Genomic DNA, 22,866 nt, shown 5'->3' with positions numbered 1-22,866 from the left:
TAACCACTCCTTAAAGCACCTTTATTAAGCCGTTATTTCACAGCATTTATTAAAGAATACGGAGCCTGACGCCTCTTGCTGCCAGACTCCGTTATAGGGTAAAAGATAAATTGCTTGCGCGGCTACTTCAGTAGTATTTTAACATTTCTGCTTCCTATTTGAATCAGATATACCCCTGCCTGAAGACCCTCTGTTTGTATCTCGCACACACCCCTATTTGTCATTGTATGGCAAAGCATCATTCGCCCTTCCATGTTGTAGAGTGCTACGGACACATTCGGCTCGCCCTGAATGATCATTTTGTCTCCATCAAGCAATACCTTAGGAAGTAATTCGCCACCTATAGACTCATTACTATTTGCCGGCTTCTCGGGTAGGAACAGAAGCTCCTTCACGCGCTCCTTGCCAACCATATAGCATCGCTCCTGCTTATCCCATGCTGCATTTTCCGGAGAAGAGAGCTTCGTCTGCGTCAGCTTGATTTCCTCCAAAGAGCTAATGCCACTCTCCCATCCTTTTGCAGAAAGGCGCGTATTGTCCAGCTCAACCTTTTCGCCACTGCTTCCATTCAGGCCGGCAATTGCCCAGCGGCCATTAATTGTTACATCCGCTTCCTTTATAAGCAGGTCATTACGATACAAGAGGTAGATTCCACAGTTCTCAGGGCTATTGATGGTCAATTTACCCGGTCCGGTAATCGTAAGTTTGCTATCATAAAACATCATAATAGCGGCTTTCTTGCTACTCGTAATTTGACAGTCGCCTACCACCTTAATGATAAGGTCGTTTGCCTCTTGCATGTACAACGCATTTTGTTCGAACGAAATGGTTGCATTGTCCAGCGTAAGGGTATGCCTTTCCGCATCGTAGCTTACCTTTCCATCCCCAAGTATATCCCGATAAGTCTTATTCAAATCCAAGTAGGTACTGCCAATAGCAAGCATACCGAGATTCTTGCCCTCATTGTCGCTTTTCGTCTCTATCACAAGGTGCGTTACGGGATGCCCTTCAACGTCCACCAACTGATGCGTATCGTAATTCCAATAAGCCTCTACCGGCTTGACAATACGAGCATGTAAAAGAGAGAATGAGGATACGTTAGCGAGGGCATAATCTTCTGCCATAATAGTCACCGCAGCACTATCTACTACAAGCGCCTCACCTTTCTTACTGTCTACTCCGCTGATTCCTTTTTTCCCCTTTACCGACAGTTTTAGGTCTGAGATGAGGAGTTTGCTCAATTCGCCAATAGAAACAGCTGTTGCTTCCTTGCTTACCAACGTCAATTCGCCCTCTCCCTTAAGCGTAATATCGCTACTCTGGTCAATGGCAAACGTCTCTGCCGGTGTCTCGATATAGTTATTACCTTTAAATACGAAGCTATACCCTTGTGCTCGCTCTACCTTAATCGGCAAATTGCCCGAATATTCATTAAAAGTAATCTCCTTTGTCTTTGAGCTATAGGTAAGCTTACCATCGCCCAATATATCATCGTTGCTAATTTTTAAGTTTAGCTCCTCCTCCCCAATCCGGATTAAGGGTTGAGGTTGCACGTTCTGCTTATCAGCCTTGAATACAACCTTTGTAGCGACCTTTTGATTACCATCGCAATAGCGACTGTTAGCCGGATTCCAAGCTCCATCGGCAGGCTCGATTACTTTTACATTGGTAGCAGAGAAGATTTGAAGGTCACCGATCGCATAAGCAGTACCTTGCGCCGTGAGGTTAGTATTGTCTATTTCCAGCACCTCGCCCATAAAGCCGGTAGAACCGGCGAGTGCAGCAAACGAACCCGTAGCCACCACGCTGACCTCTTTAAGGGTGAGTTTGCACTGCATATCTACCATTGCAGCGCTATTCTTACTACTCGTAAGAGAGAGACGGTCTCCGGTAACCGTGACTTGACTATTATTGGTAACTTCTAAAGCAGCCTTGGTCGACACCACACTATTATCTCCCTCTACCTGCAGCGTAAGACCTTTTACCCCGTTTATCACAATGCTCCCCTCTATAGAGGCGCCTTTGAGCTTGAGAAGTAAGTTGGCAGCCTCATAGCTCACGGTACCATTACCCAATACATCTGCATTGTCTTTGGTTGCATCAATACGGACAGTCCCTATTGAAATAGTTTGCGCACTGCTCACTTGTTGGTAGGAAAAACCCAAGAGCAACAGTATAGCGGCCTTAACCGCTGAAAGCGTAAATAACTTTTTGATCATATTTTCACAGTGGGGGGTTATTGTTTTTGTACATGGCTACTTGCTCCCCGCTCTACAGAAGCCATCATAAAGTGCTAAAGTGTTGCAAATATAGCTATTAAGCAGCTTTAAGCGACACCAAAACTCTTTAAGTGATGCAAAGAGGATGAGCCTCTCGGCAGAAATACAAGTCACGCACGAATCAGTAACAGGCGAGAGCTCGTCCAAATAAAAGGTATAGATCTTTCAAACGAAATGTTTTGATGTTTCATTTGAAAGGTATAGATGTTCTGTTTGAAAGATATAGATCTTTTTTCAGCCTTGAAAAAAGGATAAAAAGAGACTGTAAAAAGAAGCTTACCGCTCCTCCTCAGCAGTGGGCTCTGACTTCATCATCAACTCGCCCAATACCTTAAATAGAAGTGTGAATAAGCGCACCGCCTCCTCCGTAGCTTTCTCTACATGCTGTCCGCTACTTTTAAGCAAAGCCACTCCCACGACAGCACTAATTGCCGTAGCTATTTCCCCTTTTGACTCCATATCTTGTAGGGATGTATTCTTTGCCCTCAGCTCCACAATAGCAGGCAAACACTGCAAGTAAATGCCCCGGTAGTAGGGATTGCCCTTTTCTTCATCACTGAAGTGTTTATGTTGCTCCTCCAAATGCGCCAAAAGCTCCCTTGCCACATGGGAGCGAGGCGAAGAGCTAGCCGGCTTATGCTGTTTATAGTCAGAACGAATACGCTCAAAGAGCACACCGAAGAGATCATCTGACACAGCTTGTGGATTGAGCTCAAGAGCCTCCTCCGCCACAAGTAGCAATACGAGGTACTCCGCCGGATACTCATGTTCTAATCGGGCTAAATAAGATTCCGTATTCATAAGCGAACCGATAATATTATGCTCTAATTAAAATACGCGGTGGCAGCCAAGCCGATATAACCCCAATGACAAGCAGTGCCAAAGGCGCTATTACAAAGTCCCCCCACTTAAAGTCCACCGGATAGGGTACCGGTATATACCCTTCCACATAAGTAACAAAACCTATCCTTTGCTGCAAAATAAGAAGTATGCTCCCCACCAGTAAGCCACCCAAAATACCGATTAGCGTGGTAATAAGGCTTCGTAAAAAGAAAATCTTTGGAATGGTGTGCCGAGGCATACCTATAGCCTTAAAAATACGGATGTCCCTCTTTTTCTCTACGATGAGCATAGCAGAAGAACAGACTATATTAAAGGAAGAGAGGATAACAACAAAGAGGATGATGCTAAAGGAGAGCCACTTCTCCATAGCAACTAAACGCATTAGCATAGGCTGCTGCTCGCGTCGCGTCAGTAACTGATACTCAGCAGGCAGGTTGTGCGACAGTGCTTTACGAAACGTTACATCCGATTGCATTTGGGATGGCTTCAAAGCAATTGCTTCACACATATCTCCCGAGTAATCCAACAGATCAGCCAACTGAGAGATAGGGAGAAATAGAGTGTTATTATATTCTGCCTGCCCCGCATTTACCACTCCGGTTATATAGCCTTCACTCTGCATAAAGGCGGACTGTGGGATAAGCGGATTGATACTTCCTTTCCTTCGCGGCACGAAAAGCGACATTTTTACCGAATCCTCCGGAAGAGGCATCCCTAAAGACGTGTAGCTGTCTGCACCCAACAAAAAATCGCCTTTACTATGTGGATAGGCTCCTATCGCAATTGTAGAGGTTACGTCACACACCTTTTCAAAGCCTGTATCCAAACCCATGAGCAGTACCGGTGTACTCTCTCTGCCGGCAAAGAGCATTCCCTCGCTACGCATCGTAAGACTATGGGCAGCCACTTCAAGAGAAGCCAACAAATCGGCCAGCTCCGGAGTGGTAGCGTCAAAGACTTTACCATCACGCCGATTGAGCAGAAGAGGCGCATCAAAAGGAGACGTGCTCTCTAAAATGAGACGCTCGTAACCATTAAAAACAGATAAAATGATGATCGCAGCCGCCATTACCACGCCCATTACCAAAGACGATATGAGCGCTACTATATGTACCGCATCAAAATGCCTCCTTGAGAAAGCATATCGCCGAGCAATGAATGAGGCATACATACGGCTTATTTGCCTAAGAGCTTATCGATATGCTCAATATAATCTAAGCTATCATCTACGTAGAACTGGAGTTCGGGTATTGTACGCAACTGATTCTTTAACCGCTGTCCTAAGCCATAACGTACAGTAGCTGCATGAGTATTGAGATGCTCCATAATAGCTTCCGTGCGATCTGTGGGGAAAATGCTAAGATACACACGGCAAAGCGACATGTCGCTCGTAGGTCGCACATTGGTTACCGATACAATAACGCCGCGCATCTGCTGAGTCTCTAAACGAAACATCTCAGCCAGTTCTTTCTGAATTAGCCGAGCTATCTTACTTAATCTTCTTTCTTGCATGCTGCTCCTAAATAAGGTTTTACAATTCGGCTACCGTCAGGTTGCTCCTCAATAGCTATCCTAAGCGTTAGCTCATCATCTAAGATGGGCTCAATTAACTCGGGCCACTCAATGAAGCAATACTCCTCACCGCTGAGATAGTCCTGCATCCCTATAGAAAGAGCTTCCTCAAGCGTCTTGAGGCGATAGCAATCTATGTGCGTCACCATTTGACCCTTCGCCTCTTCAAGCCCGTAGCGATTGATAATGGCAAAGGTGGGACTATTTACTACATCACTGATATGCAGGCAGCGACAGAGTGCCTTTATAAAGGTTGTCTTACCGGCACCCATCGGGGCATAAAAAGCAAATACCCTGAAAGGACTCGTCCGGCGAAGAAATAGACGAGCCGCCTCATCGATAGTCTGCTCAGAGGGTATTATAATCGGGTCAAAGTTTTGTGCTTTACTTATCATGCTTTAGGGGTTAATTGCACTATCGGGACAAGCATTTCTTCAAATGAGATACCTCCATGTTGAAATGTATTTCGGTAGTAGCTAACGTAGTAATTGAAATTATTGGGGTAAGCAAAGAAATCACTCTCTCTACAAAAAATATAGCGATCCGTAACGGCTCGGCGAGGCAATCCAAAGGCTTCCGGCTTAGAGATCTCAAAAACCTCTTTTTCGTTATAGCTCATATTTTTGCCCCACTTGTAACGCAGGTTAGTAGATAGGTGCTTATCTCCGACCACCTTCACCGGTTTTGTAACGCGCACTGTACCATGGTCTGTAGAGAGCAGTATCTTGTAGCCCATATCCGCTATCTTATGCAGCATAGGCATCATAGTAGAATGACTAAACCAACTGCGTGTAAGCGAGCGATAAGCTGCTTCATCGGGTGCCAACTCACGTATCATTTTGCTCTCTGTACGGGCATGGGAGAGCATATCTACGAAGTTAATCACTACCACATTCAGGCGATTTTTTTTCAACTGATCCAATTGCTGAACAAGCTTCTCTCCGAAATCCGCCTCAAGTACCTTGTTGTATGAGAGGGGACATCCCTTTTTATGGCGGGCAAGCAACTCACGCAATAGCTCCTCCTCATGATCGTTCTTTCCCTCTTCTCTATCCTCATTGACCCACAAAGCAGGATAGTGCTTTGCAATTTCTGAGGGCATCATACCGGAGAATAAGGCATTACGCGCATATTGGGTCGCCGTAGGCAATATGGACATATAGAGCGTCTCGTCCACCGTAAAGCGATCTGCGACTAAATCCTTTACTGACAACCACTGATCATAACGAAAGTTGTCAATGATCAATAGAAATACCTTCTCACCCTTATCGAGTAAAGGGAAAAGAAAGCGCTTTAGTAGGTCAGGACTCATCGTGGGTCGCTCGTCGGCATTCCTCATCCAATGCGCATAATGCTCCATTACAAAGCGCGAAAAGAGTTGCTCTGCTTCGCGCTGCTGTAGCTCTAAAAGCTCCTTTAGATCAGGGCTATAGGACTCTATTTTAAGGCTCCAGTGGACCAACTCTTTGTACAATGCTACCCACTCCTCATAACTAAGGCGTCCATTCAAGCGTTGCGCTATGGAGGGATATGCCTCTCTATAGCCGGTTAGCGTAGCTTCGCCTATGATTTGATCACTATCGAAAAGCTTCTTTAGCACTAAGAGAATCTGATTCGGATTGACCGGCTTAATGAGATAATCAGCTATTTGTCCCGCAATGGCTTGGTTCATCAAGTCTTCCTCATCACTCTTTGTAACCATTACCACGTGTTGCATCGGCCAAGCCTGCCGTATTCGATGCAAAGTTTCTACACCGGAGAGGCCGGGCATATTTTCATCAAGGAATACAACGTCATAGCGCTTTTCCTCAAGCATAGCCAATCCATCACTACCGCTTAGAGCTTGATCCACATGATAGCCACGACGCTCCAAGAGCATGAGATGGGGTTTAAGCATCTCTATCTCATCGTCTATCCAAAGTATTTCCTTAGGAGCCATCCTTTAATTATTTGCTGCGTGGCCACGAAAGAGGAGCTGTGCGCATTAAGGCCTCCTCAAAGGTGCACAAAGTAACCGGGCGGTACTGTCCGTCTTTGTAGGCAATAGCTAAACAATAATTTGCCCCATTTAGTTCAACCGACAGTAAGGAATAGAATTCCCTTGCCTTCACATCGTACATCAGAGGATAGAGTCTCGGTGCCTCACCTATCATCAACATGCGCTTTGCTTCATATGCAGCTGCTACGGCTTCACAAAGTGCCTCATTGTTCTGTCGGTCACGAGGTGGCACACAAGTGCATAGCTCATCCACCCGCTTTGAGGTTGCCAAGGCTTCTATCTGCGAAGGCAGTATATCTTTAAAGGCACTCTTTTCCATTGGCTGAAGACCACTCAAGAGCATTTGCTCACGTATTAGCGATTGATCCACCAACATAAAGAAACGCTTTCCCCCTTCAGGCACTACATCCTCTCCCTCATCGTGGTGGAGCGCATCCTTCCGTCCTCTAAAACTAACCAACTCATAGGGTTCACTTCCCTCTAAATGGCGTACATCTCTCAAAATAGCCACAATCTCGCGTTTGGTATTGTCCAACAACCCCGTATTAAAGAGCAGGTTATTATTGTCTATTACCAACGCATCGGCTCTGTATAAACGATAGAAATAGAGTGTCAAGTGGTACCGCAGGTATAGTTCTAATGTATCATCGGCAAACTGAGCTGCATATTGAGGAGCTAAGATATCCATTAAGCTCTGTAGGGTCTCCGACTTAATCAATAGAGCATCATGATCAGGAATAGCCCCACACTTAGTTTCTCCGCATCCCATCATTTGCTTGGGTTCAGAGGCAGACTCGGTTTGTACCGGCTCACTCTGTCGCACAGACTCTCTCTGAGTTCGGTGCATTTCAGGTTGCTCTTCGTTACATGCTTTAGTTCGCTTTGTGCGCGGAGTCTCTTTATGCGCTATCAACCCCAAGGGAGTAGCTTTAAGATTTTCCTCTTTAATTCGAAGGGAAGGTATCTTTTCTTCTCCTCTCAGCTGCACTTCCCATCCCAAGCGATCCGCATAGGCTTCTACGAAGGCTTGTACGGTATCAAAGCCTACACGCTGTAGCTGTGCAGCAGGCACACGTGTTTCTAATTTGGAGATCTCTACCCATCCTTCTGCGTCAAAGAGAAGACGTCCCGCACCCTCAACTCGCTGGGCTATACGCACGGCATCCTCACTTAAAGCTGTTTGATTGGTTGAGGCTGTAACTTCTTCATTTTTTTTGTGGGAAGGTGCTGCTTGCGGTTGCTCAATAGGCTTTCCCTTTGCTTCGTAGGGAATGTTTACGCCTGCAGGAGCTAAGAGAATACTATAATCCGATGTCTTCTCGCTATTCCAAAACTTGCTAAAACGCTTAGAATCTGTCAGGAAAACCTCAAAAGAGGAGTATCCCAAATCGGTGTATGTTACGGCATAATTAGTACCGCGCAAAGCCTCATTTAAGCAATCAATGGTAATAGGCTCGTTATGATTTCCCCTGTACAGAGTCGTAATGGTATCGGTCACTCCCTTCAGGTATTGTGCAATCTCCCGACGAAGGCGTATGCGCACGGCATCCTTACCCTCTGCGTCCTTCTCCACTACCCAAAAATCTTCAAACCGCACATCACGTAGGAAGTGATCAAACGTGTCGTACCCCAGATCCTTATAGGTAGTAGCAAAATAGCTCTCCCTAAGAGCCTCTTCAACAGCCTCGGGCGTTGTCCAACGCTTCTGACCCGTTGGGGCCAAACGCTTAATTGTACTTCTTACAAAATCTACATACTCGTCGAGGCGATTATCATCGTGTTCGCTCTTTTGAGAGCGTATTGTTTCATCATTCATGTTCATTTCTCAATTTCTTTTCTAATCTTACCACCGAATATCAAAGACGGGAAGTATTCTTCGAATGCCCTAGTAAGCGAATCATCAACTGTGCTTCACTCAATGTATAGAGCTGCGCAAAATTATCCTCTATGGAGAGCACCAAGACAGCGGTAGGAGCCTCCGTTTCTTCAAAATAGAAGGGAATTAATGCAACCACCTTTTGCCACTTGCTATTGTATCCGTAGCAAACGGAGTACGGACTGTCTTTCCATGCGGCAAAAGAGATCAGCAAGGCCTTATTCAAAGACTCTTCCATCAGTACCATGGCCTCTTTGTCGCTTAGTAGCTTACTCCGAAGGGCATGCTCTTTATCCCGTCGCTCACGGAACGAAAGATCCTCTGATATCTGCCCTATCTCATCCAATACAGGTATCTGTGCCCTCAGGCTATCGGGGAATAGTCCCGAATGACGCTTTATTAGTTCTCGGCTATTCAGCCTAATGGTATTCAAATCCTGCGGCGGCAATAGTTGCTCGGGAGCCAGTTGCTTGGGACTAAATATAGCGCGATACACAGGCACCCGGGGAAATCCTTGGGCCGTTACCTGCTCAGCACCTACCACAAAGCGCAATACATTCAACTTACGCACATCCTTAATGCCTACAACTATATAAATAGGTTCTCCGGCTTCTGTACGAAGCGAGCTGTCAAAGAGCTCTTCCTCGCCGTGAACAACTCCATTCTTTTGTCGCAGCTGAATGATCAGCATCTCATTGATGAAGCGCTTTATATTCACATACGCTCCGTGACGTCTTTCACCGGAAGTAAAGCACTCTTCATTGCAGAGCTTGAGCAACTCGGCACTCTGCTTGGCTTTCATGTCAATCCTCAGCGTTCCCCGCTCAATAGCTTGCTGACTAATGGTCACGTCCGATGCTGCCTGTGCGCCTTGCTCTTTGCGCGCATTCTGCACTTGGCGAGGTCGCTCTTTATTGCGCTCCTGTGAGGGCTTTCTTTCCGTCTGCTTGCGTAGTGGCTTTTGCGCTGTTTTTTCCTTGGGTTGAGCTCTGTGGGCAGGCGGTACCGGAGTATTTTTTTGCTCTTCGTGCCGTGGCGTTGCTGCAGGTGCCTTCTCTTGCGCCTCTTCCTCCTCCTGAGTGAAGAAATTCTTTACGCGCTGCCAAAATGAAGGTTTATTATTAAAAGCCTTATGCTTTCCCTTGAGTGCGACCCATTGTACCCCATCCTCTTCGTGCGTGTCAAATATTTGCTTGGAGGCCGCTATGAATCGCTTTAATTCCTTGATGTTATTTTCATCAAATATACCCGCATACACTTCCTTTACGAAGTCCTCATTCTCAGTCGATACCCATCCCTGTTTGTCGCTCATGTGCTCTATGGCACTAATAATTCTGTTGATAATGGTTCTATCTCTCATAAAAAATAAAGGGCGTAAGCACCTAAATGCCTACGGATAAATCCAACATAAAATAGGTACGCCGCTTGCGTAATCCTGTTCATACAAAGTTACTTATTTCCTTACTATTAGCATTATATTACGGATATAAGTTTCGGAAAACGAACAAGTTTCTTTGCTCTTCTGGCCAAATGAAAGCGTGTAAACGAGAATAATTTGAACCGAAGGGAAACACGCTTCAAGATGAGAAAAACATCCGCAAAGATGGTCTCTAAAAAAACATCAGTAACTTTCATATAAAACATCTATACCTTTTCGCCAAAAGATCTATATCTTTCGATTGAAACATCCTGATCTTTTTTCGCTCTACGGGAGCTGCTCTATTTCTCTCCGACAGCAGTCCGGAGAAAATACACAATTCTGTGAAGCTACCGAGATAGTTATTAAATGAAAAGAGTAACTTTGGCAACGGAATAAGAACAAATAAGTGTCAAGCCAAAGAGCATGAGACCGCGCAGCTTCATTGTACCAATTCAGCACTTCGTATCACGCAAAACAAATGCGACGGTGCTACTTTTCGTCATGGCCGTACTGGCTGCAATCATTGCCAATACCCCTCTCGTTGACGATTATGAGAAATTTCTCAACTTACCCATTACATTACAAATCGGAGCCTTCAATGTATTCTCCTACCATGGAGAGACAATGAATCTGCTTACTTTCGCCAACGATGTACTGATGGTACTCTTCTTCCTCAACGTTGGCTTGGAGATTAAGCGGGAGGGACTTGTGGGCGAGCTCTCCACCGTACGAAAGGCTTTATTCCCGGTTACGGCTGCCGTAGGTGGGATGATCTTTCCTATTTTGGTTTTCTTCGCCTTCTGCCATACACATCCTGAGTCAAACGGAGCCGCCATCCCTATGGCAACTGACATAGCCTTCTCTCTGGCGGTACTTTTGCTGGTGAAGGGAGTACCTACTTCACTGAAGACATTTCTAACGGCTCTTGCCGTTGCCGATGACTTGGGCGGTATTATCGTAATTGCTGTCTTCTATACCTCTAACATCAACCTGACGATGCTCCTCTATGGTATCGGCGTGATCATTTTGCTTTATTTACTGGGACGCTACGCTAACGTACGACAGCTATGGGTGTACTACTTAGGGCTGCTTTTTGTTTGGATATTCTTCCTCTCCAGCGGAGTACATACTACTATTGCCGGAGTATTGGTAGCGCTTACAGTACCTTCCAAACCGCGCTACGACACCACTACCAGTACAGCGCACGTACGCACCCTTATGTCGCTCTTACATCGGGATGATCAGACCATTAGCAAAGGGACTATTTTGCTGCCTGAAGAGCAAATCAACGTACTTAACAGCATCTCGCATTACTCTTATCACTCTCTAAGCCCCATGCAACGATTAGAAACGCAGCTCACGCCCATAGTGAACTGGCTCATTTTACCGCTCTTTGCATTCGTAAATGCAGGCGTCAAGCTGGGCAATGTAAGCTGGGAAGATCTGGGGGGTATTACTTCGGCTGTGGCTTTAGGCTTAATAATAGGCAAACCGCTCGGGATATTCCTTTTCTCCAAGCTATACCTATGGATCACCCGTACACCAATGCCTGTGGGGATGCACAATAAATCTCTCTTGGGATTGGGCTTGCTTGGAGGATTCGGATTTACAGTTTCACTCTTTATCGCTTCTCTTTCTTATGTGGGACCCGAGAGCCAATTAATGCTCAATGAGGCTAAACTCGGTATCTTTGTAGGAAGTATTTTCTCGGGCATATTCGGCTATCTTTTCCTGAATCACTATTTCAAGAATCACCACGACATACTGGAAGAGCAGAAAGCCAAGAACGTATAATCGCACCCTACACAACGAATGCGTCGAAAGAATAAGTTTGGGCGGCTCTTTCTGCTCATCCTCTCCGCTGTCGTACTCATCCTAGCCTTATACTTTGTACCAATGGAGTGGGGAGGCTTCAGTATGAGGCAAATCGATCTCCTCAGTGCCTTACGTATACAGCAGACTGATTCCACGCTTATTATATCGGAGGAGGAGCCTATACCTGTAGCGAAGGAAGTCTCTCCCATAGACTCTATCCAGCAAAAAAGAGAAGAAGCCGACTCCATACGACACGCCTTAAGCCAAATAAATGCAGCTGCCACAGACTCCCTCACAGAGACCAAAGAGGTCTATTTTGAGGACTTTAATCCCGACAGAAAAGGTCTTGCACATAGCTTTAGTAAGCTGATCCACCACTCCGGACCGCTCTACATGGCCTTTCTTGGCGACTCCTTTATTGAAGCGGATATATTTACTTTGGATGTACGGCGGCTTCTTCAACACCATTTTAGCGGTACCGGTGTGGGATGGATGCCTTTAAGCAGTGGAGTAGCCGGTTATCGACGCGGTATTTCACACCGATTTGGTGGATGGAAAGAGCTTAGTCCACTGACTCATCATAGAAGCGATTACCTGCTCAATCAGCACATCTATCAAGGAACTAACCCCTGGGTTGAGTATTGCCTCCCGGCTGAGTCGGCACCCTTCCATAAGATTTCCATATACTATAAGAGCGAAGCAGAGATACCTTTTACAGCACAAGTGGGCGACAGTGTACTATATGAGACACTCACGCCTTCTGCGCTCCCACAGTGTCATACCATTCACTACACGGGACGGAGGGTTAAGTTGCAATTCACTGATGCCGATGCAGCAACCTTCTATGGGGTGTGCATAGATGGTGCCGAGCAGGGTATAATGGTAGATAACTTTTCACTGAGAAGCTCCTCGGGTACTAACCTATTGGGTATAAACGACCAATCGGCAGAAGCTCTTAACCGACTGCGTCCATATGGACTTATTGTCCTCCAATATGGGATGAACGTAGTATCCAAAGGGGTCTACAAGTACACTTCATACGAAGAAAAACTAGTTCGGGTAATACAAAAACTACAAAAGGATTACCCCCATGCGGATATACTTATTATGGGCGTTTCAGATCGAGCCCAAAAAGGGGAAGGAGGAATGGAAACTATGCCCGAGTTGATCGCTCTTAGGAAAGCACAGCGCAATGCAGCTCAGCGGTGTGGTGTACTCTTTTGGGACACTTTTACCGCTATGGGTGGCACAAACAGCATACTCAACTGGGCAGCTAAAGGCTGGGCAGCTAAGGACTATACGCATATTAGCTTTCGAGGAGGCAGATTCCTGGCGGAGCAGTTTGTGAAAAGCTTCCTCTTCGAAGAGGAGTACTACAGGCAATTAGGTATATGAAAAAGCGACTTCTTTGGGAATTATGTCTGTTACTTCCCTTCTATGTAAATATGGCACACGGACAAGAGATCATACATATTGTACATATCGGCGACAGCCACCTCCAATCCGGCTACATGTCAGCGGCTATTCGCAAAGAGCTTGCTAAGGAGCGACCCCTTGCCGGGTTAGGTCTGATCACCCCTTACCGATTGGCCGGTACAAATGCTCCCGAGTATTACCAAATCACTTCCAATGTACGCTGGAGAGCTTGTAAGATTTCCTACAATAAATGCTGCGACAATACGCCACCGGGGGGTATCTGCATCGCCTGTCAGGGAGGAAAATACACGTTTCATATACGTAGCAAGTCAACACCTTTTGATCAAATAGTCGTTTTCAGAGGGAATGAGACCCCACCCCTCACCACGAAAGGTGCCACTCTTCGCCTCGGCGAAGAGGTTGTGTCGGGCTTTGTGTCTGATACGATTCTTCTGCCCCGTCTGGTATCCTCCATTAGCCTGCACCCCAATAAACCCACTTCTCAGAAAGCGTTGTATGGTAACTTTCTACTCACCAACAACCTTATTCTAAAGGGCTTTCTTTACAGTCCCATTGCTCTTAATGGAGCCATGTATGCCACCTATGATCAACCTGACTTCATCAATGCCTTTAGCCGGTTAAATCCCGACTTAGTAGTGATCTCATTAGGCACAAACGAGATTTTGGCCAAACGCTTCCGAAAGGATACCTTTAAGAGTGAAGTAGATCATTTTATTCGCTCTATTAAGTCCAAACTATCACCACAAAGTCGCATTCTATTGGTTAGCCCGCCCCCCACACTTCTAAAAAACGGACAAGTAAACCCTAATACACGTCTTGTGCGAGAGGCTCTCGCTGAAGAGGCAAGAGAGCTCCGAATAGATTACTTTGACTTGTACCAAGCCATGGAGCAAGACCAAAAGGCCACAGAAAGATATAAGGCGGGAAATTTCTTTGCTTTCGACAGAATACACTTTTCCATTCACGGGTATCAAGTGATGGGTGCTTATGTAGGACATGCCATAGCTGCTTTACTCAATCAATGATTTCGGCACTTACAGACTGGTTTTATTCGTTGGATTTCTCTCGTTTACCGGAGATCCTCACCTATCAGCCGGAGAGGCCTCTGATCTTCTCCTCGGCTCTTTTCTTGCTGCTCTTCCTTGTTTTCTTTACCCTCTACTGCTTCCTAAGGAACACCAAGACGCTACGTATTGTCTATGTAGTGCTTTTCTCTCTCTACTTCTACTATATGAGCAGTGGGTGGTACGTATTACTCCTCATCGCTATGGTCACCAGTGACTTCTTCATTGGGAAAGCCATCTATCGCACTGACCGCCCACACCATAGGAAGCTACTCGTGGCCCTCAGCATCACAATCAATTTAACGATACTAGGGTTCTTTAAGTACTTTAATTTTCTCGGAGCCTTGGGCAGCAACTTGCTCTCTCTCTTGGGGAACCAATTGGGCGTAGCGGCTCTCAGCGGTATTGAATGGCAGGAGCTACCCATCTTCTTACCTGTGGGAATATCCTTCTTCACTTTCCAAACAATGAGCTATATCATTGACATAGGGCGCGGCAAGCTAACCCCTCTTAAGCGGTGGATTGATTATCTTTTCTACGTTTCCTTCTTTCCTCAGCTCGTTGCGGGACCTATTGTGCGTGCCCGCGACTTTATTCCCCAAATACACCGTACCCCACAGCTCACAAAAGGGGAATTGGGCAAAGGACTATACTTAGTACTCATCGGACTCTTCAAGAAAGCCGTTATCTCCGACTATATAAGCATCAACTTCGTGGATAGGGTCTTCGATGCGCCCACACTATACTCCGGAGTAGAAAATCTCATTGCTGCCTATGGCTATACGCTACAAATCTATTGCGACTTCTCAGGCTACTCCGACATGGCTATTGGTATCGCTCTATTCTTGGGCTTCCGCTTTCGCAAAAACTTTGATCTGCCCTTTAATTCAGGCTCTATAACGGAGTTTTGGCGACGCTGGCACATATCCCTTTCTACGTGGCTTAAGGACTATCTATATATACCGCTCGGCGGGAACCGAAAGGGACGCTTCCGCACCTACCTGAATCTCCTGATCACTATGTTCCTTGGGGGACTTTGGCATGGTGCCGCTTCGCGCTTTATCTTATGGGGCACTATGCATGGCGTAGTGTTGGCTTTCGACAAATCGCGCTTTAAGCTATTTCCCCGCTCAAAGGCTACTGCCGCCGAGATGAAGCCATGGTGGCGCATACTCAGTGTACTTCTCACCTTCCACTTCGTTACATTTGCGTTTCTCTTCTTCAGAGCCAAGGATGTGAATGCCGTATGGCTCATGGTAAATCAGATATTCACCAATTTCCATCCGGAGCTGATCATACCTTTCTTTGAGGGGTATTTACCGGTCGCCACACTCATTATTTTAGGCTTTGTACTACACTTCCTTCCCCGCAAAGTACACCGTATATCCGAGCGGGCTGTTACACGTGCGCCTTTTGCGGTTCAGTTGCTCCTCTTTGTCGCACTGGTAATACTCGTATCGCAAGTAAAGAGTGCCGACGTACAGCCTTTTATCTACTTTCAATTCTGATAAAACAAGATTAACAAAAAGATATAGATGTTTTGCTTGGAACATCTATATCTTTTATTTGAAACATCTGTACCTTTCATTTGAAAGATACAGATCTTTTTTTGAGGGGTATTGCACGCTTATTTTCTACGGATAGGAGAGCGTACTTAGCCATATCGTTGCTGCGCTTCATCCCTTCCCAATCCTATTTCCCCACTTTGAGAAAGATTCAGTACCTTTACTACCGGAGTTCGTATACTCACTAATAAAAATCGCTAACAAGCAATTATAAATTCACAGATATACAGAACAAGCTTATTATGAAAAGAGCATTACTATTTGCATCTTTGGTTTTGCTTCTCTTTCCACCGGTAATGAGGGCACAAGTACGTCCGACGACGCCACTCTTGGATGCCACTACCGAAAAACAGCAAGGAGAGTACTTAGCCATTCAGATTTCATCAACCGATTACTTCTGGATAGACTGGGGGAGCGGTGTTCCCAAACGCTATACCAAAGGGAGCTACGGCGAAGAAAATCCGATCTATGATAAAGTATCGGGTAGCAACATCAAGATTTATGGAGAATCTATTTCGCACATCCTTGCGCCTTCAGGTGGATGGACAAAAGCCACAGTCGGACTGTCGCTAAAACTACTGAATATCGACCTGAGCAATAGTTCTCTTGCCCAAATCGATCTTTCGGAAGCAGCCCTTCTAAATTCGCTTAATGTGTCCTCCTGTAAGCTAAAGGAGCTGACTCTCGGCAAGAAGAGTAAACTTACCTATTTATGGGCTCAGGGAAATCAACTATCAACCATAGATTTGAGTGGGTGCAGTAGTCTTCAAAATATTGATATCTCTCAAAATCAACTATCGGGTACTATCTCATTAGGTGCAGCTATTACCAGTGCCGACTTGTCGGATAACAACCTTACGGAAGTACAGCTTGCTCCCGAAAGTCAGATGACTGATCTCTCTATTCGCAACAACCGGTTGAGTAGCTTTTCCATCTCGGGAGTGCCTCATCTGCGTATGCTTGATCTTTTCAAGAATAAGCTCACCTCTGTTAGCCTACAGGGCAAACTGCAAGAGCTGGTCTCCCTCAATTTGGGGAAAAACCAAATTACCCATATCGATCTGACACAATGTACGGAGCTTCGCGGACTAACCCTCTCGTACAACCCAATCAAAAAAATCGATCTTTCTCCCTGTAAAGAGCTTACATCCCTTTCTATTCACCACACCTCGCTTAAGGAGCTTGACCTTTCGCATACCGTTAAATTGAAAAATATTGAGGCCATGAATGGGAAGCTTACCGCTATCGATCTCTCCCCATGCTTGGAATTGATCGAGGTATGGCTCACGCAAAACGCACTCTCAGAGGTGAAACTTGCGCCCAACAATGAGAGACTACTTTGCCTTCAATTAGCAGGGAATAAACTTACCCCCGAATCAATAGAGAGCATTATAAAGACGCTTCCAAATATCTCGGGTGTAACAGTTCCTTCCTATCAAGCTGATTATCTAAAGCATCTCTCTATTCGCTACAATCCTTCTACGGATAAAGTAAACCTAAAGCCTGCACAGGACAAGGGTTGGGTACTCGATGTTCAGCCTAATGAAAGCTATCCCTATCTGTCGTTCACTACGCAGCAGTCTAAAGACGCTGATATAGAGATCTCTGTTACAGCCCCCACAGGGAGTGACATTCAATTCTGGGGTAATGAACAAAAAACAGTTAAGGCGGAGAGTGCTACTACCACACTCAAAGAGGTTACTGTGCAGGATCAACAATCATACTGCTTGGAGAGCAAGGCTACGAAGCTCGATTTTTCCAAAGCTAATTTGTCGGAAATTGAACTCTACCATTGTAGCGACTTAAGCTCCCTACAAGTACAAGGAGGGAGCCTTACGGCTTTGGATCTATCACAAGCTCCCCAATTAAAAGAGCTTTACTGCCTGCAAAATAGCATCTCTGCCCTATCAATGACAAAGCTAATCGAGTCTCTGCCCGACAGAAGTGCTTCAAATGACGGACTTCTTTATGCCATGCATCTTGACCAAACTTTGGAAAAGAATATCTGCACAAAAGAGCATGTAGACAAGGCAAAACTAAAGGGTTGGAGCGTAAAAGCCTGGGACCCCACCAAAGCGCAATATGTAGACTATGTACCTGCCGCTGTACCGGTATCAAACTTCCTTACATTTACGACCGAGAAAGCAATTGGCGAAACTGTAAAGATTGCCGTAATGGCTAACGGAGAGGTTACGGCTACCGGACTCAAAGAGGCCATTAAAGCAGATGGATCATTTAATACCTATACGATTACCGATCCATCCATCACCCTTAATGGAGATATAGTCCTATTGTATTGTAATCAGAATAAGCTGACGGCTTTGGATATTTCTCATTGTCCTAACCTGAAGATGCTTGAGTGCTTCAACAATAAACTAACCGAGCTTGATCTTTCAAAGTCAGGGCAACTACAGTTATTGAGAGCGTGGCTGAATCAGTTTACAAACTTGGACTTAAGTAATTGTACCGAACTTCAGAAATTGTATTGTCAGCAAAATAAACTGACTTCATTAGATGTAACAAAAAATACGAAGCTGACCTACTTGTGGTGCCAAGTAAACCAGATTTCATCGCTTGATGTTACGCACTGTCCCCTTCTGTTAGGCTTGCAATGCGGTGGCAACAAGCTATCTTCACTGGATGTATCCAAGTGTCCCAATTTGTGGAATCTCTATTGTGAAGAAAATCAATTAGCCGGATTGGATGTGACCAAAAACAAAGCACTTAAGCATTTGTGGTGTAGCGACAATCCTATTTCCTCCTTAGATATATCCGCATGTAAGAAAATGGAGCAATTATACTGCTACAACAACCAATTAACTGCATTAGATGTGACCCAGTGTCCGAATTTGAAGAGATTGGAGTGCAGTAACAATGAGATAAGCGCCTTAGATATCTCTAATTGCCCCAAGTTATTGTCACTCTCGTGTGAAGATAACCGTATGGGTTGTAGCGCAATGGAAGCAATTGCCATACAGTTACCTATGAGAACTATCGATGATGATGCGGCTCTATTCGCTGTTACTGAAGAGGAAATGAATGCAGCTCCGGGGAATGGAAACGTAATGACAAAGCATGCGGTTGAAATAGCGAAGGCGAAAAATTGGATTTCCTACTACATAGAAACTGAAACGGAAGATGAGATAGAGTACGCAGGACTAGATGGGTTCTGTACCGACAATGCTATTTCCTTTGCAGTAACAGTTTCGAAGGATGTTAACGGATTGGTAACAGTCAAAGGTGCCAATGACCTTAATGCTGTGCCTTATGGTACAGAGCTTACTGTAGAAGTAGCTCCCGAAGCCGGTTATGAACTGGATAAGCTGATGGCTAACGAGGAGGATATCACCGCAACCAAGCGCTTTATAGTGAAGAGTAATGTAAAAGTTACCGCTACATTCAAGGTCGGTACCGAAGCAGTTGCACGCGAAGGCATTGCCCTCTACCCGAATCCCGCCAGCAGCGAAGCAAACTTATTCGGAGTAGCTCCACAAGGTGAAGTAAACGTGTACGGAACGGATGGAGCACGTCTCCTAACCATTACCGCTGATCAAAGCGGACACGCTGTATTGCTCGTAGAGGGACTTCCCGAAGGCAACTACTTGGTTACTTTCCGTGATGCTATGGGTGTACTGACTACTCGTCAACTAACCATCAAGCGGTAAAGAATTAAGCACCTACTAAGCGGCTGCGTCCCTCAAGGAGACACAACCGCTCCACAAAAAGATACGTATCTTTCAATCGAAAGGTACGTATCTTTCGTTTGAAACATCTGTATCTTTTTAGCAAAAGATACAGATGTTTTTTAGGAATAGATAGGCCTATTCTCGAGGGGTAGGAATGCCATTTAGTCCTTTAGCTTGTATGAAGCGCAGGATATGCTGACAGAAAGACAGATAACAACCGTTCCAATTTTACTTCTGAAAAGAATTATTTTTTTATTTTGAGCACATTCTCAAGAGTTATTTCTTATATTTGTCTCAATGCAAGAAAATACTGTTATTTCGAAACATAATACAAATAAAATATATTGGTTAAGAGAAGAAAAGACAAACAACATGGAAACTAAACTGAGAAACAGACTTCTGTCTGTAGCATTCCTACTGCTCTTTGCTCTGCCCGCTTCGGCACAGAGCATTACCTTCACCACAGCAAAAAAGGTGGGCGAAAAAGTAACGCTAACCATAAAGGCCACCAATGGGCCGGTCACTGCGACAGGACTTACTGAAAAGATAGTTGCCGATGCGAGCGAACAGACCTATACCCTCACTTCACAAACTATTACACTTGATGGTCCAATCGAGGTATTTAAATGCGACCATAATAAGTTAACTAATTTGGACATAGCTAAAGGTGCCGACATGATCCGTTTGGAGTGTCAGGATAATAACTTAACCTCATTCACTTTTGCCAATTGTCCCAAGTTAGAGGTTCTATGGTGCTTCAACAATAAGCTTTCGGCATTAGATGTCTCAGATTGCTTAAATCTAAAAGACCTATTATGCTCCGGAAATAACATAACTTCATTAGACGTATCGAAGTGTTTGGGTTTGAAAAAACTCTCTTGCGAAAGCAATAAAATAACCACTTTGGATGTATCAAAGCACGATAATCTCACTCATTTATGGTGCCAAGAGAATAAATTAACTTCACTGAATGTAGCTGAATGTCCTAACCTTGTGAGGGTTTCTTGTCAGGGTAATCTACTCAATTGTACCCAGATGGAGAACTTAGCTATTGCATTACCACAACGAGGTCAATCAGACTATGCAGCTTTTGAATGCATCCTGGAGACTGAAAAAATGGCAATGAACGGGAGTGGCAATGTAATACTGAAAAGCTCAGTGGATATTGCGAAATCAAAAAAATGGAGCGTATATTGTGTAGCTTCTTATAGCTGGCCTCCACGTGAGGAATATGCAGGTAGAGACGGCACCTGTGCAGATTACAAACCTAAAGCAAATATTATACTTACAACCGAGAAGGCTGTCGGCGAAAAGATAAGGATGACCATAAAGGCCAATGGAGAGGTAACCGCAACCGGACTGAAAGAAGCTATAAAGTTGGGTAAAACTACTACTTACACACTTACCGCACAAAAGATAGAGCTTACCGGCGATATACTTGAATTGACTTGTAAGTCCAATAAGATGAGCGAAATTGCTCTTAATAACTGTGCCCACCTCACCTCGCTGAAATGCGGTGGTAATGAATTAACTGCATTAGACTTATCTTGGTGCCCTGCACTATCTTATGTGGATTGTCAGAGAAATAAAATAGCCACTCTGACCATTCCTAAAAATTCATCCGTGTCTTATTTGGATTGTCAGCAGAATAAGTTAACAGAGATAGACCTTGCCAATTGTACCGCACTCAGCGCCCTTGATTGTAATACCAACGAATTAGCATTTTTGGATTTTTCCAAGAACAAGGAGCTTATGGGGCTTCAATGCTACAACAATAAGTTGAGTCTAATAAACTTGGCAGAATGCGCTAAACTGGAATTCCTCGCTTGCGGTATCAATAGTTTATCATTGCTCGATATAACCGGGTGTCCTAATATATCCAAACTGTTTTGTCAACGTAATTCATTGACCTCTTTAGACCTCTCTTCAGCTTCTAAGTTGGAAGAATTAGACTGCGGAGAAAACAATCTTAGTACACTTGACGTATCAGCTTGCATTAATCTGAAAGAGCTGCATTGCTACAAAAATCAGCTCTCCTCAATAGATATTTCAAAGAATACGGAATTGCTGGTTATCAGTGTATTCAGCAACCAACTGACTGCTTTGGGCCTGTTGAATAATGCGAACCTCATGCAAATACTTTGCTTTGATAATAAGCTTTCTACGTTGGATGTTTCTCCATGCTCCAAATTGGAGTGGCTCTGGTGCTTCTCCAATCAAATGACGGCCTTGGATATATCTCATTGTGATAATCTGGTGGATTTGAAGATTCAAAACAATCTTTTGGGTTGTTCTGCTATTGAATCAATCGCAGAAAAACTTCCTCAAAAGACAATGGGAATAACCGGCACCTTCATTGCCCTTACCGAAGCGGAAATAGAGGCAGAACCCGGTGCAGGTAATGTTGTGACGGCCCATGCCGTTAACCTGGCTAAAGAGAAAAGTTGGAACACATACTCTATTGATCCGGCGACAGAAATCAAGACAATGTACGAAGGACGGGAGGGCAATTGTACCGACAATGCTCTTTCCTTTGCAGTAACCGTATCAGAAAATGCCAACGGACGTGTAACGGTTAAAGGTGCTGCCAACCTTGAAGCTGTGCCTTATGGTACAGAGCTTACCGTGGAAGTGGCTCCGGAAGCCGGTTATGAGCTGGATAAGCTGATGGCCAACGAGGAGGATATCATTGCTACTAAGCGTTTTGTAGTAAAGAGCAATGTACAAGTTACCGCTACGTTTAAGACCGGTGCCGAAGCTGTTGCACGCGAAGGCATTGCCCTCTACCCGAATCCCGCCAGCAGCGAAGCAAACTTATTCGGAGTAGCTCCACAAGGTGAAGTAAGCGTGTACGGAACGGATGGGGCTCGTCTCCTAGCCATTACCGCTGATCAAAGCGGACACGCTGTATTGCGCCTGGAAGGACTTCCCGAAGGCAACTACTTGGTTACTTTCCGCGATGCTATGGGAGTTCTGACTACCCGTCAACTAACCATCAAGCGGTAAAGAATTAAGCACTTACTAAACGGCTGCTTCCCTCAAGGAGACGCAACCGCCTCACAAAAAGATACGTACCTTTCAATCGAAAGGTACGTATCTTTCGTTTAACCCCTCCACACATACCGCAACAGAGAGGAACAACATGACTGCATAAAGAGATAGTGTTGACATTGTACCTTAGCACAATACCAACTAATAGACACATATCTTTATTTTTAGTTTGGTCTATAAGAAAACAATAACTACTTTTGTCCGGTAGTAGAGAATATAAGTTGACTAATGACTATCTCTGCACAAAAGAATTGGACAA

At 44.9% G+C, this 22,866-nt stretch carries 14 protein-coding genes; 6 read left to right on the top strand and 8 right to left on the bottom strand.

Features of this window, described 5'->3' with window-relative positions; genetic code table 11:
* Positions 1-122: 122 nt before the first annotated feature.
* The 8 genes from ACLWMH_RS00435 to ACLWMH_RS00400 form a co-directional block, all read right to left on the bottom strand.
* A complete protein-coding gene (locus ACLWMH_RS00435; protein WP_411914808.1) occupies positions 123-2,219 on the bottom strand; it encodes a T9SS type A sorting domain-containing protein in 2,097 nt (698 codons plus the stop codon).
* 336 nt (positions 2,220-2,555) lie between these two features.
* Entirely contained in the window at positions 2,556-3,080 is a 525-nt protein-coding gene (locus ACLWMH_RS00430) for a DUF4924 family protein (RefSeq protein ID WP_411914807.1), read from the bottom strand.
* A gap of 16 nt (positions 3,081-3,096) precedes the next feature.
* Entirely contained in the window at positions 3,097-4,293 is a 1,197-nt protein-coding gene (locus tag ACLWMH_RS00425) for an ABC transporter permease (RefSeq protein WP_411914806.1), read from the bottom strand.
* A 5-nt stretch (positions 4,294-4,298) separates the two neighbouring features.
* Positions 4,299-4,634, bottom strand: coding sequence for a 30S ribosome-binding factor RbfA (gene rbfA / locus ACLWMH_RS00420; RefSeq protein WP_411914805.1), 336 nt, complete (start codon positions 4,632-4,634; stop codon positions 4,299-4,301).
* The gene (tsaE, locus tag ACLWMH_RS00415; RefSeq protein ID WP_411914804.1) at positions 4,616-5,089 is read right to left on the bottom strand and encodes a tRNA (adenosine(37)-N6)-threonylcarbamoyltransferase complex ATPase subunit type 1 TsaE; all 474 of its coding nucleotides are present in this window, start codon (positions 5,087-5,089) and stop codon (positions 4,616-4,618) included. The genes rbfA and tsaE overlap by 19 nt, the downstream gene beginning before the upstream one ends.
* On the bottom strand, positions 5,086-6,633 hold the full coding sequence (gene porX, locus ACLWMH_RS00410; protein ID WP_411914803.1) for a T9SS response regulator signal transducer PorX: 1,548 nt from the start codon (positions 6,631-6,633) through the stop codon (positions 5,086-5,088). Before porX ends, tsaE begins: the two co-directional genes overlap by 4 nt.
* Positions 6,634-6,640: 7 nt before the next feature.
* Entirely contained in the window at positions 6,641-8,515 is a 1,875-nt protein-coding gene (locus ACLWMH_RS00405; protein ID WP_411914802.1) for a hypothetical protein, read from the bottom strand.
* Positions 8,516-8,549: 34 nt separating this feature from the next.
* The gene (locus tag ACLWMH_RS00400) at positions 8,550-9,929 is read right to left on the bottom strand and encodes a hypothetical protein (RefSeq protein ID WP_411914801.1); all 1,380 of its coding nucleotides are present in this window, start codon (positions 9,927-9,929) and stop codon (positions 8,550-8,552) included.
* Positions 9,930-10,412: 483 nt separating this feature from the next.
* Here ACLWMH_RS00400 and nhaA point away from each other — a divergent pair, with 483 nt between their 5' ends.
* The 6 genes from nhaA (at position 10,413) to ACLWMH_RS00370 (ending at position 22,562) form a co-directional block, all read left to right on the top strand.
* Positions 10,413-11,783 (top strand): Na+/H+ antiporter NhaA, encoded by a 1,371-nt coding sequence (gene nhaA, locus ACLWMH_RS00395; RefSeq protein WP_411914800.1) that lies wholly within the window; start codon positions 10,413-10,415, stop codon positions 11,781-11,783.
* 18 nt (positions 11,784-11,801) lie between these two features.
* Complete coding sequence (locus ACLWMH_RS00390) at positions 11,802-13,199, top strand: SGNH/GDSL hydrolase family protein (protein ID WP_411914799.1); 1,398 nt, start codon at positions 11,802-11,804, stop codon at positions 13,197-13,199.
* On the top strand, positions 13,196-14,266 hold the full coding sequence (locus tag ACLWMH_RS00385) for a GDSL-type esterase/lipase family protein (protein WP_411914798.1): 1,071 nt from the start codon (positions 13,196-13,198) through the stop codon (positions 14,264-14,266). Before ACLWMH_RS00390 ends, ACLWMH_RS00385 begins: the two co-directional genes overlap by 4 nt.
* Complete coding sequence (locus ACLWMH_RS00380; protein ID WP_411914797.1) at positions 14,263-15,813, top strand: MBOAT family O-acyltransferase; 1,551 nt, start codon at positions 14,263-14,265, stop codon at positions 15,811-15,813. Before ACLWMH_RS00385 ends, ACLWMH_RS00380 begins: the two co-directional genes overlap by 4 nt.
* Positions 15,814-16,112: 299 nt before the next feature.
* Entirely contained in the window at positions 16,113-19,535 is a 3,423-nt protein-coding gene (locus ACLWMH_RS00375; protein WP_411914796.1) for a leucine-rich repeat domain-containing protein, read from the top strand.
* 393 nt (positions 19,536-19,928) lie between these two features.
* Positions 19,929-22,562: an InlB B-repeat-containing protein gene (locus ACLWMH_RS00370; RefSeq protein WP_411914795.1), complete on the top strand. Its 2,634-nt coding sequence runs from the start codon at positions 19,929-19,931 to the stop codon at positions 22,560-22,562.
* Positions 22,563-22,866: the final 304 nt, after the last annotated feature.

Source organism: Porphyromonas miyakawae (genome assembly GCF_045865415.1).
Taxonomy (GTDB): domain Bacteria; phylum Bacteroidota; class Bacteroidia; order Bacteroidales; family Porphyromonadaceae; genus Porphyromonas; species Porphyromonas miyakawae.
Note: the sequence above shows the minus strand (reverse complement) of the source record. Positions and strands in the feature narration are given on the sequence as shown.

What these genes read in the sequence shown, in the direction of transcription:
- ACLWMH_RS00390 (WP_411914799.1), top strand. Translation starts at nt 11,802, where the DNA reads ATGCGTCGAAAGAATAAGTTTGGGCGGCTCTTTCTGCTCATCCTCTCC.
- tsaE (WP_411914804.1), bottom strand. Translation starts at nt 5,089, where the DNA reads ATGATAAGTAAAGCACAAAACTTTGACCCGATTATAATACCCTCTGAG.
- nhaA (WP_411914800.1), top strand. Translation starts at nt 10,413, where the DNA reads ATGAGACCGCGCAGCTTCATTGTACCAATTCAGCACTTCGTATCACGC.
- ACLWMH_RS00385 (WP_411914798.1), top strand. Translation starts at nt 13,196, where the DNA reads ATGAAAAAGCGACTTCTTTGGGAATTATGTCTGTTACTTCCCTTCTAT.
- ACLWMH_RS00435 (WP_411914808.1), bottom strand. Translation starts at nt 2,219, where the DNA reads ATGATCAAAAAGTTATTTACGCTTTCAGCGGTTAAGGCCGCTATACTG.
- ACLWMH_RS00370 (WP_411914795.1), top strand. Translation starts at nt 19,929, where the DNA reads ATGGAAACTAAACTGAGAAACAGACTTCTGTCTGTAGCATTCCTACTG.
- ACLWMH_RS00430 (WP_411914807.1), bottom strand. Translation starts at nt 3,080, where the DNA reads ATGAATACGGAATCTTATTTAGCCCGATTAGAACATGAGTATCCGGCG.
- ACLWMH_RS00425 (WP_411914806.1), bottom strand. Translation starts at nt 4,293, where the DNA reads ATGTATGCCTCATTCATTGCTCGGCGATATGCTTTCTCAAGGAGGCAT.
- ACLWMH_RS00400 (WP_411914801.1), bottom strand. Translation starts at nt 9,929, where the DNA reads ATGAGAGATAGAACCATTATCAACAGAATTATTAGTGCCATAGAGCAC.
- ACLWMH_RS00380 (WP_411914797.1), top strand. Translation starts at nt 14,263, where the DNA reads ATGATTTCGGCACTTACAGACTGGTTTTATTCGTTGGATTTCTCTCGT.
- ACLWMH_RS00375 (WP_411914796.1), top strand. Translation starts at nt 16,113, where the DNA reads ATGAAAAGAGCATTACTATTTGCATCTTTGGTTTTGCTTCTCTTTCCA.
- porX (WP_411914803.1), bottom strand. Translation starts at nt 6,633, where the DNA reads ATGGCTCCTAAGGAAATACTTTGGATAGACGATGAGATAGAGATGCTT.
- rbfA (WP_411914805.1), bottom strand. Translation starts at nt 4,634, where the DNA reads ATGCAAGAAAGAAGATTAAGTAAGATAGCTCGGCTAATTCAGAAAGAA.
- ACLWMH_RS00405 (WP_411914802.1), bottom strand. Translation starts at nt 8,515, where the DNA reads ATGAACATGAATGATGAAACAATACGCTCTCAAAAGAGCGAACACGAT.